Source organism: Allomuricauda sp. F6463D (assembly GCF_023015965.1).
Lineage (GTDB): Bacteria > Bacteroidota > Bacteroidia > Flavobacteriales > Flavobacteriaceae > Flagellimonas.
This window is the reverse complement of record NZ_JALKAN010000002.1, coordinates 706,333-720,535: the sequence shown is the minus strand read 5'-3', so window position 1 is coordinate 720,535 and position 14,203 is coordinate 706,333. Positions and strand designations below refer to the sequence as shown.

Below are 14,203 nucleotides of genomic sequence, written 5' to 3'. Positions count from 1 at the left end.
AAACATCCTTGGAAGGGTCTAATTTTAAAATATATAGCGCATCTGCAGGTTCCGGCAAAACGTATGCTCTTGCCAAAGCATACCTCAAATTGTTGCTCAATAACGATTCCGCGGTAAAATTCCGTCAGATTTTGGCCATAACCTTTACTAACAAGGCAGTGGACGAAATGAAAACCAGAATCTTGGACAACCTTTACGCTTTTGGCCTTAATACCGTTCCCATAAAACAAGAAAGTCTGTTCCGGTCACTTTGTGATGAACTATCCCTTACCGAGGAACAATTGCGTAAAAAAGCAAGGCTTATCCTTAAACGAATCCTCCATAATTACTCTTTTTTTGAGATTTCGACCATTGATAAGTTCAACCATAAGATTATAAAAACATTTGCCCACGATTTGCACCTTTCCCAAAATTTTGAGGTGGAACTCAATATAGATCTACTACTGGAAGAAGCTGTGGGAAGATTGCTAGAACGTGCCGGCAACGATGAAAAGCTTACCAATGTACTTATTGCTTTTTCTTTAGAAAAAATTGATGACGATAAAAGCTGGGATATCAGTTACGATCTTGTGGAAATAGGAAAACTTCTCTTTCAGGAAAACCACGCAGGCCATATAGACCCACTTCGCGAAAAATCTATCGGAGACTTTCAACATATAAAACAACGGATAGCATCAGAAAGCAAGCTCATTGAGGAGAAGGTAAAGCAACTGGCTCAACACGTGCTTGATGAAATACAAAATCAGGGATTTGATTTTGCCGATTTTCCCAGACAAACACTGCCCAATCATTTCAAAAAAATGATAGATGCAGAGTTCAGTCCTAAAAAAATATACACCAGTAAAACCTTGGAGCCCAATCTAACCGAAGGCAAATTACTCAAGGCCAGCGACAAGAGAGATGTGACCAGTTTGGCGATCCTCATCTTAGAACACTATTTAACTTTAAAGGAACTTATTTATCGGCACAGTTATCTTCAAAACATTTATGGCAACATTGTTCCGATGACAGTTTTGAACGAAATTGCCAAGGAAATTAAAAATATTGAGCTGGATAGGGACATAATCCCTATTTCTTCATTGAATGCAATCCTATCCAAAGAAATCAAAAATCAACCTGTACCGTTTATTTATGAACGGATGGGCGAAAAATATCGGCATTACTTTATTGATGAGTTCCAAGATACCTCAAAAATGCAATGGGAAAATTTGGTGCCGCTTATTGGCAACGCCTTGGAAAGTGAAGATGAAAAACACGAACGTGGTTCACTTTTTTTGGTGGGCGATGTAAAACAGGCTATCTATCGTTGGCGGGGGGGCAGAGCTGAGCAGTTTCTCGACCTAATAAATGGCAAATCACATCCTTTTGTAGTCGAACCCAGTATTCATTCGCTGGACACCAACTGGAGAAGCTATGATGAAATCGTAAACTTCAATAACAGCTTTTTTACCCAAATGGCTCCAATGCTCGACAATGAGGATTATCGCAATCTCTTTTTGAACGATTCTCACCAAAAAACCAATAACAATCCAGGAGGATACGTACACCTATCTTTTTTGGATAATGATGAAGAAGACAAAGACCAAGCCTATTGTAATGAAACATTAAAATCCATTCAATACATCATTTCAGAAAACCATGCTTATTCGGATATCTGTGTGTTGGTTCGGGACAACAAAAAAGGAATGTTACTGGCAGATTTTTTGGCGCAACAGAACATTCCCATTATTTCTTCGGATGCCCTTTTGCTATCGAAAAATGAGAATATCATCTTTTTGATATCGATACTCAAAATTTTTGAAAATGCAAAAGACCGTGAAGCGGCATACCATATACTAAAGTTTTTATCCCCTGATGAAAATGGCAAACACGACTTCATCACTGAAAATCTAGAAAACATTGAATCGTTTCTGGCAACCGAATACCATTATAATATAGTTGAATTAAAGGGAAAACCTGTACTCACCATTTTGGAAACTGCTATTGTACAATTTGAACTTTATTACGATTCCGTGGCACATATTTCATTTTTGATGGATGAAGTGCTCGATTTGGAAAAAAGGGAAGGGCCCAGCGTGTACGCTTTCCTTACTTTTTGGGAAGTAAAAAAAGATTCGCTTTCCATTGCCGCTCCCGATGGTGTGGATGCCGTAAAAATCATGACAATACACAAGGCCAAAGGTCTTGAGTTTCCATTTGTGATCTTTCCGTTTGCGAATGCCATTATGGACGATAAGCGGAAGAAAAAGAAATCTTGGGTACCTGCCGCTACCAATGATGCCTCTTTAGGACTGGAAGAATCTCTGATCAACAACAATAAAGATATGTTGGAGTACAATGAACTGACACATCAAAAGTATTCAATAGAAGAACAAAAGACTTTATTGGACTCCATGAACGTGCTTTACGTTGCACTTACCCGTCCCGTAAAAGGACTGTTCGTCATTAGTGAAACAAATAATAAAGATATTGTTTCAATTGAGGATGCTTCATCATACTCGCATCTATTTCAATTGTACGTGCAACAAAAGAATGTTCCCAAAAACCAAGATGGATCATACACTATTGGCAACTTTCCTATTGGAGAACAGGAAATTTTCGCATTAGAGCCTACCGAAAATTATATAAGTTATGTAACCCGTCCAAAGGAAGATTCAGGGTTTGCCATTTCGACAAAATCGGGCCGTTTATGGGACGACGAACGTATGGAAGCCATTGAAATGGGAAATTTGATTCATTTTGCATTGAGCCAAATTGAGACTGAACAGGATATTGATGGTGTTTTGGAACGGTTGGAAATAGAAGGACACTTTCCTGCTGAATCCGCCAGCGATATCAAACAAAAAATCATGGCCGTGGTGAACCATCCAAAATTGAAGAATCTGTTTGTGAAGAATCAGCAGATATTGAACGAACAGGAAATCCTGACCACCGATGGACATTCCCTTCGGCCGGACAGAATTATCATTGACGGCAACCAAGCAACCATCGTAGATTATAAAACAGGTAAACCCTCACCAAAGCATAAAGTACAAATCGCAGATTATGCCGATATTTTAACGGCGATGGATTATAACATAAAACAATGCATTATTGTTTATATTGACCAGCAGATAGAACCTATTTTTATTTAAAAGTAATTTAAGGATATGTACGGAAAAATTAAAGACCATTTGGCCAAAGAACTGGAAGCAATAGAAGAAGCTGGCCTATTTAAGAAAGAGCGCATAATTACCTCACCTCAGGGAGCTGTCATAAAAATTTCATCGGGGGAAGAGGTTATCAACTTTTGCGCCAACAACTATTTGGGACTTTCTTCACATCCAGATGTGATACAAGCGGCAAAAGACGCCATGGATACGCATGGTTTTGGAATGTCTTCTGTGAGGTTTATCTGTGGCACACAGGATATCCACAAAGAACTGGAACAAAAGATAGCCGATTTCTACGGTACGGAAGATACCATATTATATGCAGCGGCCTTTGATGCCAATGGAGGTGTTTTTGAACCCTTGCTTACGGCAGAGGATGCCATCATTTCAGATTCACTGAACCATGCCTCAATTATTGATGGAGTGCGTTTGTGCAAAGCAATGAGGTATCGTTATTCCAATAATGATATGGCGGATCTTGAAGAAAAACTAAAACAAAGTCAGGCAGACGGTGCTCGTTTTAAACTTATAGTAACCGATGGGGTTTTCTCCATGGACGGACTTTTGGCTCCACTCGACAAAATCTGTGACCTAGCAGACAAATATGATGCAATGGTAATGATAGATGAATGCCATGCCACTGGTTTTATAGGAAAAACTGGTCGGGGAACCTTGGAAGAAAAAGGTGTAATGGACCGAATAGACATTATCACGGGTACTTTGGGCAAAGCCTTAGGTGGCGCCATGGGTGGATACACTACCGGAAAAAAAGAAATCATAGAAATGCTTCGTCAACGTTCCAGACCCTACTTGTTCTCCAACTCTTTAGCTCCTGCCCTTGTTGGGGCTTCCATTAAAGTCTTTGAAATGTTGGATAAGGACACAACCTTAAGAGATAAATTGCAAAGCAATACCGAGTACTTTAAAAAAGGTATTAAAGACGCTGGCTTTGATATAATTGATGGTGACTCAGCAATTGTGCCAGTAATGCTATACGATGCTAAGCTATCTCAAAATATGTCCGATATGCTTTTAAAAGAAGGTATCTATGTCATCGGCTTCTTTTATCCCGTAGTTCCAAAAGGCAAAGCGAGAATCCGAGTCCAGATCTCGGCAGCGCATGAAAAAGAGCATTTAGACCAAGCAATCAAAGCCTTTATTAAGGTGGGAAAATCGTTAAAGGTCATCTAAATTCGATGAAATGCAGCAAATCTTGCAGCAAATGAGTTAAAAAAAAAGAAAGTAAGATTTTGTTAATAAGTCTTAACAACTTACATTTGCTGCTGATAAACACTTAAACTTAAATTTTTGAGCATGAAACATCTTAGCAAATTATTAGTTGTTGCTCTTGTATTTGTAGGGATCAACAGCATACAAGCGCAAGACGAAAATAATCCCTGGCAGGTTAGCATAGGGGTAAATGCGATAGACGCTTATCCTACTAACGATAGCAATAACCCTTATTCAAGTTCTACATTGTTCGATGAATACTTTAATGTTACAGATCACTGGAACATTTTACCATCCGTATCTTACGTAGGCGTTTCCAAATATATTGGTGATGGATTCTCCGTAGGAGCAAGAGGTTCTTTGAACAGAATTGAAAAATTGGGAGACTATAGTGTTGATGATCTTTCTCACTATGCTATTGATGGTACTATTAAGTACAACTTCCTTAAAAACACTACTATCGATCCTTTCGTTGAAGTAGGTGGTGGTTATACTTGGATCGATGAAATCGGTGCAGGTACTGCTAACGGTGGAATTGGTGTTAACCTTTGGTTTTCTGATAACCTAGGTTTCACACTTCAAACACAATACAAGCACGCTTTTGAAGATTATTTAGTTTCTCATTTCCAACACATGGCTGGTCTTAGCATCAAATTTGGTGGTACTGACACTGATGGTGACGGTATCTACGACAAAGACGATGCTTGTCCAGAAGTTGCTGGTCTTGAAGCATTCAACGGATGTCCTGATTCTGACGGTGACGGTATTGAAGATGCTAAAGATGCATGTCCTAACGAAGCTGGTTCTAAAGAAATGAACGGATGTCCTGATTCTGACGGTGACGGTGTTGCTGATAAAGATGATGCATGTCCAAGCACTCCAGGTCTTCCTGCTTTAGCTGGTTGTCCTGATGCTGACGGTGACGGAGTTGCTGATAAAGATGATCAATGTCCTAACGAAGCAGGTCCTGCTGCAAACAACGGATGCCCTTGGCCAGATGCTGACGGTGACGGAGTTCTTGACAAAGACGATCAATGTCCAGAAGTTGCTGGTACTGTAGCAAACAACGGATGTCCTGAAGTTACTGAAGAAGTTCAGAAGCAATTGAACGATTACGCTAGAACCATCTTGTTTGATACTGGTAAATCTTCTATCAAAGCAGAATCTACTTCTGTAATGGTTGACATTATCCAAATCTTGAACGAGTATCCTAACGCTCAGTTTACTGTAGAAGGTCATACTGATAGTGTAGGTAGCGAAAGCTTGAACCAGAAACTTTCTGAAGAAAGAGCTAACTCTGTTAGAAGTTTCTTGATTGACAAAGGAATTTCCTCTAGTAGACTTACTGCTATCGGTTATGGTGAGGCTAAGCCAATTGCCACTAACAATACAAGAGCTGGTAGAGCACAGAACAGAAGAGTTGAAATCAACTTGGTAAAATAATAAGAAACAAAGTTTTCTTTAAAAAGGCTCCGCAAATGCGGAGCCTTTTTTATTTTTAATCCATGCATGAAAGTTTTCTAGAATATGTATTGGACGATCTCCAGAATAAAGACCTGGACATTACAAAATGTACCTATGTCCTACCCAGCAAACGTTCGGGTACATTTTTAAAAAAACATATAGCCAACAGACTGGATAAAAACATATTCAGTCCAGATATAATATCCATCCAAGAATTTATCGGAAACCTATCCGATTTAACCCCGGCATCAAACATTGATTTGCTGCTACTACTTTTCAAGGTTTATAAAAAGTCACATATTGAAGAATCCGATGATTTTACATCCTTCATCAATTGGGGTCAAACACTATTGCAGGATTTCAATGAAATAGATGGCTACCTTATCCCCGCTCATGACATCCTTAACTACCTCTCGGCCATTAAAGAAATCAATCATTGGTCCACCAGTAAGGAAAAATCGGAATTAGTTGAGAATTATCTACAACTATGGAAAAATCTTGAAACAATCTATAGTGAATTTTATGATGTCCTACTAAAGCAAAAAAAAGGATATCAAGGATTAATCCAACGTGAAGCGGTCAAAGCCACTCAAAAAGGACGTGAGAATATAACATATACCACTCCCATCATCTTTGTTGGTTTCAATGCCTTAAACGCGGCAGAATCGACCATCATACAGCATTATTTAGAACAAGGTAATTCCCATATGTATTGGGACATCGACACATACTTCTTAAACGATCCCATTCACGATGCGGCTTTGTTTGTAAGAAACTATAAAAACAACTGGCCTTACTACAAACATGGAAACAAAATAGCGCCACAGCACAACTTTCTAAAAGAGAAGAAAATTACCATAACGGGAGTGCCCAAAAATATATCACAGACGAAATATGTGGGGCAGTTGTTGAAAAATATAGGCGAAAATAAAAACATTGACCTATCCAAAACCGCTTTGGTCCTTGCCGATGAAACTTTGCTCAACCCCATGCTCAATGCTATTCCCACCGGTATTCCAGAAGTAAACATTACCATGGGGATGCCATTGAACAAAACCGTGCTCTATTCATTTTTTGTAAATTATTTGGACCTTCACTTGAATGTGTCAGAACGTGGTTGGTTTTTTAAGCGCGTATTGGAATTCATTTCTAACCCCTACACCCTAACGCTATCTTCGGAAGATCAAGCCAATTTTGCACAACGGATGACCAAGGACATTAAAGAGGGCAACTTACTTTATATCAACGCGGATATCCTTTCTAAATATCCCAAAGCTAAAGACTTGCTATCCATTATTTTTCCCTCTGGCACTATTTCCCCTATGGATTGGATACACAACTGCCTCATGCTCATAGACCGGTTGAAAACAATATATCAAAAAGACAAAAATGCTTTGGAATTGGAATACCTGTACCGGTTCTATGCACTATTCAATCAGTTACAGCAGTATTTGGACAAGGTAGATTTTATGGGTGAACTCAAATCCATTAAAAACCTCTTTAAGCAATTGGCCAATATGGAAACCTTGGATTTTATTGGCCAGCCCCTAACAGGTTTTCAAATTATGGGAATGTTAGAGAGTAGGAACCTAGATTTTGAAACGGTGATCATCACCTCCGTGAACGAGGGTATTCTCCCTTCGGGAAAATCCAACAATTCCTTTATTCCTTTTGATGTTAAACGTGATTATGGACTGCCTACCTATAAAGAAAAGGATGCCATCTATGTGTATCACTTTTATAGACTTATTCAACGGGCCAAGAACATTTATATAACTTACAACACCGAACCAGACGTGCTGGAAGGTGGAGAAAAAAGTAGATTGGTAACACAATTGTTAACAGATGAAAATGTAAAACCTTACATAACCCATACCATTGCTACGCCTAAAATTTCCATAGACGCAAAACCGCTAATTCAAATTGATAAAAGTGATTTGCTGTTGGAAGATTTAAAAGCTTTTGCCTTAAAAGGTTTCTCACCCACATCACTCACTAACTACATTCGGAACCCGATTGATTTTTATACAAGAAATATCTTAAAAATCAACGACTTGGAAGAGGTGGAAGAAAATATTGCGGCCAACACCTTTGGTACCATTATCCACGATAGTTTGGAACAGCTCTACACCCCTCTCATCAACCAAGTGTTGACGAAAGAAAACATCAATGACTTAAAAACGCAGGTTGACGATGTAGTACAGCATCATTTTGAGAAAAACCTTTCCGGAGTTGATGTTTCCAAAGGAAAATTTCTGCTGGTATACAATGTGATTATAAAGTATTTGAACAACTTTTTGGTTGATGAACAAAAGCAGATAAAACAACACGAAATAAAAATATTGGCCCTTGAAGAACGCTATGAAGAATTTATAAGTGTTCCCGGTCTTGAATTTCCCATTAAACTAAAGGGAACTTTGGACCGAGTGGATGCGTTTGACGGGGTAATCAGAATCATAGACTATAAAACAGGTAAAGTAGAGTCCAAAAACGTAAAAATAACGGATTGGGAAACCCTGATCACCGATTACGATAAGAGCAAGGCATTCCAGTTGCTATGCTACGCATATCTCTATTACAAAAAACACGGTATAAGCGATGTACAGGCAGGAATTATCTCCTTTAAAAAACTAGGTCAAGGATTGTTCCGTTTTTCGGAGGACAAGAACACCCAAATAAATGAGGATACCCTAGTCACTTTTGAAAATTACCTGTACCAACTTATGCGCGAAATCTGCAACGTAGAAATTCCCCTTACTGAAAAAGTGGACTGACTCGATAATCGAGATTTAACGTTTCGAGGCTAGTTCCAATGTAGTTTCCTATTTTAAATCGGGCCGTGTGGGACGTACTTCAATTTTACTCGGCAACGTTCTAGGATGCATAGCAAGAAGGTCTACGACCAATTTTCCAATGTCCTCAGGTTGAATTTTCCACGCATCTTTATCCGATGGTTCGTTACTGTTAAAATGGCTGGCCACTGAACCCGGCATAATTGTAGTTACCTTGATATTGTATTTTCTCAAATCCAACATCGCTGCCTGTGTGAAACCTACCACTCCGAACTTGGTGGCGTTGTACCCCGCTGCAGTGGCAAAAAAGTTGGTTCCTGCCAAACTGGCCAAAGTCATGTAATAGCCTTCAGATTTTTTCAAAGCCTCTACCGATGCCTTTAGTGTATGGAATACCCCATTTAGGTTGGTATCGATCATTTGGTGCCACTTATCATCCTCCAATTCATCTATTGGGGCAAAATGCCCTACACCAGCGTTAGCCATTACCACATCCAATTGTCCCCACTTTTCAAGAATGGCTGCGACTGCCTTTTGCTCATCTTCCAACTTAGCTACATTGGACACCAACCCCAATACCTTGTCCGGATTGTTCAAGCTTTTTACAGCGGTGTCAGCACTTTCTTGACTTCTTCCGCTAATGGCAACCTTCATGCCCTGCTCCAACAAGCTTTCGGCAATACCATAACCTATCCCTTTTGTTCCTCCTGTGATGTATGCTACTTTTCCTTCTAATTTCATATTGAATTGTTTTGAAGTAAAGTTCAAAAAAGCATGAGTCAATTACAAAAAATCCATCCTAAAGGATGGTTAATGTTTGCAGAAAGAACTGTAATAGATTAAATGGGCTTGATATAAAATGTTGTAATTTTATTCATATAAAAGCAACCGAAACCCATATTGTTTCAAAGATTTTGGAACCACAAAGGTTACAAGAATACGGCGTGGGTATTTTTGAAGCAATACCAACAAAGTCAGCGCTTAAAAAAGCACTAAAGAAAAAGTGCATTTCCATAAATGGCACCATTGCGACCACGGCAACAATAATAAGAGGTGGAGAACACATTACCTTTACTATTCCAAAGGAAACTGGACCAAAAAAGCAACTCATTTTTCCATTACAAGTGTTGTTCGAGGACGATTACTTGGCCGCTATCCACAAACCCGCCGGTATCGAAGTAAGTGGCAATAAATTCAAAACAATCTCCAATGCCTTGCCCCAAAACCTGCAAACCAGTTCGCTTTCTGATGCAACCACGCCCCAACCTGTACACCGATTGGATTATGCCACTACGGGAATTGTTCTGGTGGGAAAAACGAACAGCAGTATCCGATCTTTGAACAAAATGTTCGAAGACAAAACAATCGCAAAAACATACTATGCCATTACCATTGGTAAAATGGAGCCAGATGGTAGTATTTCATCAGTAATAGATGGAAAAGCATCCCTATCAGAATATAAAGTACTACAATCTGCTCATTCAGAACGGTTCGGCACTCTCAATTTGGTTACGTTAAACCCCAAAACAGGCAGAAGGCACCAATTGCGAAAGCATTTATATAGCTTGGGAAATCCAATATTGGGAGATAAGGATTATGCTCTCGAAAACTTAATTCTAAAAGGGAAAGGCTTGTATCTTCACGCTTATTCATTGGAATTTGTGCATCCGTTTACCTCACAGCGCATCAAAATAATGGATGAGACCCCTAAGAAGTTCAAAAAGATTTTTGAGTTGTGAAAATGTTGCCCTTAGCAGGTTGTGAACTATTTCATTTGCAAATACGTCATCTTTGATAGACTTGAAAACACAGCTATAACCAAAACAACACATTTATTTTTAAACATTATATAAACGTTTAAAAATAAATGTGTTGTTGCTTGCTAAGTCCTTTTGGCCTTAGGCTATTTCCAACTCACTAACATTTAACACATTAGAAGGAACTTTGGTTCCGTTAGTAACTTGTGATGGCGAAACGGGACTACCGTTGTCTGACACCATTGAAGTTACGTGTGTGGCCGAATTTTCTATCTTATACTCCTTTCTGAACCCTACAAGGGATACATTAATATTACGCTCTTTTGCTCCTTTCGCAGCATATTCCTTTATTAATTGCAGCACATCAAAATCTATGTAAACGGTATTGGATGCATCAATAATAACGTCGCTATTCTTTGGCAAATGGACAAACGTTTGTTTGATAGCTGCTTTATTCAAAAATGATACTTCTTGTGCGAGTTCCATATGTATGGTTTCACCTTCGTTGTGCTTATCCTTTTTAAAGAAATAAGCTAGTTTCACATTTCCTCTTAAAATAAAGTAAATACTAACTACCATACCAATACCTACACCAATTAACAAATCTGTCATTACAACCGCGATAACCGTAACCACAAAAGGAATGAATTGAAATTTCTTGCTGTTGTGCCACATATGGACAAATATCCGAGGGCTTGCCAACTTATATCCGACCACCAATAAAACTGCCGCAAGTGATGCCAACGGTATTTTATTTAACAAAGCCGGTATGGTCAACACAGCAAACACTAAGAAAAAACCGTGCGCAATAGCAGCAATCTTTGTTCTACCACCGGACGATACGTTTGCCGAAGTCCTTACTATTACCGAGGTTATGGGAATTCCACCTATTAAGCAACTGATCATGTTTCCAACCCCTTGCGCTTTCAATTCTCTATTTGTATTGGTATAACGCTTAAGCGGATCCATTTTATCAGCAGCTTCTATACACAAAAGGGTCTCAATACTGGCAACTGCGGCAATCGTTATTGCGACCACCCAAACTTCAATATTCCCTATTTGCCCAAAATCCGGTAGACTGAACTGATTCCAAAATTGACCCATGGTTTCTGGAACTGGCAGACTAACCAAATGGTCTTGACTAATTGCAAGTGAAGAGCCAGTTGCCTTAAAAATTTCATTTATCGCAATTCCTGACAATACAGCAACCAACGCGCCAGGTATGGATTTTATCTTCTTTAAAAATGGAACTTTTAAAAATGCTATCAAAATAGCCAACGAAACCAATACAACAATTACAGCACCAGGGTGTATAAAGTTGACGGTGTTCGCCAAAGTAGTGAATATTTGATGTTCGCCTGCTGCATTGATATAGAAATAGTCTCCTTCGTGCATTTCATCAAAACCTACAGCATGTGGCAATTGAGATAGAATAATAATGATTCCTATCGCCGCGAGCATTCCTTCTATTACATTCGATGGAAGGTAATTGGAAAGGACGCCTGCCTTAAGAAACCCTAAAACCAATTGAATTAATCCTGCTAAAACCCCTGCAAGAAGAAAAGCCTCAAAAGATCCTAAGCTGGCAATAGCCGCCAATACGATTGCAGTTAAGCCTGCTGCTGGACCGGAAACACTTAATTGTGAACCACTGAGCAACCCAACCACTATACCCGCAACGACACCCGAAATAATTCCGGAGAACAATGGGGCTCCACTGGCAAGTGCAATACCCAGACATAATGGTAATGCAACTAAAAAGACGACCAGCCCCGCTTTTATATCTGATTTTAAATATTTTGTTGTGAAATTTTTCATAGCTGTATGTTTTAAGAAAAAATCTTACTGTTAAGATTTTATAGATTGAGAAGGTTTATCAAGGAGTACCTTTGTTGAGAGAGTTCTTCGTCCCGCTCAACTGGAACCTCTGTGACATTGTTTACATTTTTCTTTAGGAATCTTGTTGTATCGAACCATTTACGGTTTTTACAATACAGTGATTTTGCTTTTGGAATTATAGCATCATCAGCACCCGATTGTTCTAAAAAATTCTGGAAAGCGCATGAATTGTTGCCTGTGAACAGTTCGAAACTCATGGCTTGGATACTTTTCTTATGTTCTAGCCTAAGGCTGCGTTTTGCAATTACAAAGCTATCCGTAAGTTGTTTGTTTACCTCTTCACTTTTGTTGAAATGGGTTAACGCCCAACGCGTATCCGGCAATCTATATCCTGCAACCAAAACAATATTGAGTGGCGTATTGGGGTTGTTTAAAATTGCGTATTCTACAAGACGTAATGAAGCAACGCTAAAGTCTGTAGGAATAAGTATCTTTTTCATCTTTTCTAACTTTTGAACAAACATAATTGCCCTTTGTTAGAATAAAATAAGAAGGAGATTAGAACGAGATTAGAATTTCAACCTACCGTGGAATTATACCTTTTTTATTGGGAAGTTTAATCTTTACAAGTGTGCCCTTGTCCTTTTGGGAAATCACACGTATTTCGCCAGAGTGCATTTTGATGATGCGGTATGCCAGTGGCAAGCCAAAACCAAAACCATCAATTTCTCTAACATTCGAAGCTCTAAAAAAAGGTTCATAGATATTTTTCAGCTCTTCTTCAGGAATACCTACCCCTTCGTCTTTAATAGAAATTAAAACATAACCAGCATCTGTAACTATTTTAATTTCCACTCTTTTATTGTTAGAAAACTTACAGGCGTTCTCGAAAATATTACCTAAAGCTACCCTTAAAAGTGAATCACTTCCCAAGAGGGTTATGGCATCTTCATCTTTTGGCAACCCTTCAAAATCCAAAATAATATTATTGTTTGGAATTGCTACATCTATATTTAGCTTTAAATCCAATATCAATTCATCGATACGCAGTTCATCTATAACAACCCCTTTGGAATCAAAATCGGTTTTGGCCAATTTAAGTAATCCGTTTACCAAGAAATCTAGACGAGATGCTTCGGCGGCTATTTTTTTGAGTATCGAATGATATTCCTCCGCACTTCTTTGTTTATCCAACGCGACTTCAGTTTGACCAAGAATGGCCGTAAGTGGGTTTCGAAGTTCATGTGAAGCGTTGTTGATAAAGTTGCTTTGAAGGTCGAACGATAATTGTAGCCTATCTAGCATATTATTAAACGTTCGTGAAAGTTCTGCAAGCTCATCTTTTCCGGTAGCGGTCTTCAATCGAAGGGATAAATTTTTGGCTCTTATGGAATTAACTTCATTTATTATTCTTGAAATTGGACTCAGGGCTTGCTTTGCGTAATAATTTCCCAAAATCAAAATAAAAACGATACTCACCAGAAATGCGATGATAAGCGTGTTTCTCAAATTATCAAGTTTTGCAAATCCGTAAAGGTCGGTTGCTGATAATACCACGATAAAGTCACCTCGATCATCGTGAAATAACATTCCTGCATAAAAATAGTCGCCTATTTTTAGCTCTGCATATTCCTTGGAAAAAACTGTCTGAAAAAAACTCGTTGGCAAGGTATTGTCAAATGCATTCAAAGGCTTGTTAAGTTCAACATCCACAGGATAAATAACCTCTTTTTCGTTTGGCAAGGTCTGCAAGTGTCTTATCCGAATATCATCATATATATTGACATTCATTTCATCTGCCTCTAGATATGCCTCGGCAGCAATGGTCGCTCTTTGACTTAAGCGTAAATAAAATTCCCGCTCCGTATATTCCTTTGAAACAAAATAAATAAGAATAAAAATACCTGTGAGAAGCAAGCTTGTTAAAACAACAAATACTGTGGTGATTTTTGTACGTAACTGCATAAAG

Annotated in this window: 9 protein-coding genes; 5 read left to right on the top strand and 4 right to left on the bottom strand. The window is 38.7% G+C overall.

Features of this window, described 5'->3' with window-relative positions:
- Nucleotides 1–8 precede the first annotated feature (8 nt).
- From MWU56_RS11685 to MWU56_RS11670, 4 genes are all read left to right on the top strand, one after another.
- Complete coding sequence (locus tag MWU56_RS11685) at nt 9–3,134, top strand: UvrD-helicase domain-containing protein (RefSeq protein WP_247044666.1); 3,126 nt, start codon at nt 9–11, stop codon at nt 3,132–3,134.
- A gap of 15 nt (nt 3,135–3,149) precedes the next feature.
- The gene (kbl, locus tag MWU56_RS11680; RefSeq protein WP_247044664.1) at nt 3,150–4,343 is read left to right on the top strand and encodes a glycine C-acetyltransferase; all 1,194 of its coding nucleotides are present in this window, start codon (nt 3,150–3,152) and stop codon (nt 4,341–4,343) included.
- A 123-nt stretch (nt 4,344–4,466) separates the two neighbouring features.
- Nucleotides 4,467–5,825, top strand: coding sequence for an OmpA family protein (locus tag MWU56_RS11675; protein WP_247044663.1), 1,359 nt, complete (start codon nt 4,467–4,469; stop codon nt 5,823–5,825).
- Between the two features lie 62 nt (nt 5,826–5,887).
- A complete protein-coding gene (locus tag MWU56_RS11670) occupies nt 5,888–8,620 on the top strand; it encodes a PD-(D/E)XK nuclease family protein (protein WP_247044662.1) in 2,733 nt (910 codons plus the stop codon).
- Between the two features lie 48 nt (nt 8,621–8,668).
- Here the strand turns inward: MWU56_RS11670 and MWU56_RS11665 are convergent, their stop codons facing one another.
- A complete protein-coding gene (locus tag MWU56_RS11665) occupies nt 8,669–9,379 on the bottom strand; it encodes an SDR family oxidoreductase (RefSeq protein ID WP_247044661.1) in 711 nt (236 codons plus the stop codon).
- A gap of 173 nt (nt 9,380–9,552) precedes the next feature.
- Here MWU56_RS11665 and MWU56_RS11660 point away from each other — a divergent pair, with 173 nt between their 5' ends.
- On the top strand, nt 9,553–10,377 hold the full coding sequence (locus MWU56_RS11660) for an RluA family pseudouridine synthase (protein ID WP_247044660.1): 825 nt from the start codon (nt 9,553–9,555) through the stop codon (nt 10,375–10,377).
- A 159-nt stretch (nt 10,378–10,536) separates the two neighbouring features.
- Here the strand turns inward: MWU56_RS11660 and MWU56_RS11655 are convergent, their stop codons facing one another.
- The 3 genes from MWU56_RS11655 to MWU56_RS11645 all read right to left on the bottom strand — a co-directional run bounded on the left by MWU56_RS11655 (nt 10,537) and on the right by MWU56_RS11645 (nt 14,199).
- Nucleotides 10,537–12,213, bottom strand: coding sequence for a SulP family inorganic anion transporter (locus MWU56_RS11655; RefSeq protein ID WP_247044659.1), 1,677 nt, complete (start codon nt 12,211–12,213; stop codon nt 10,537–10,539).
- Nucleotides 12,214–12,251: 38 nt separating this feature from the next.
- A complete protein-coding gene (locus MWU56_RS11650) occupies nt 12,252–12,734 on the bottom strand; it encodes a universal stress protein (protein WP_247044658.1) in 483 nt (160 codons plus the stop codon).
- 82 nt (nt 12,735–12,816) lie between these two features.
- Nucleotides 12,817–14,199 carry a sensor histidine kinase gene (locus MWU56_RS11645; RefSeq protein ID WP_247044656.1) on the bottom strand — a complete coding sequence of 461 codons (1,383 nt, stop codon included), beginning with the start codon at nt 14,197–14,199 and terminating at the stop codon, nt 12,817–12,819.
- Between the last annotated feature and the right edge of the window lie 4 nt (nt 14,200–14,203).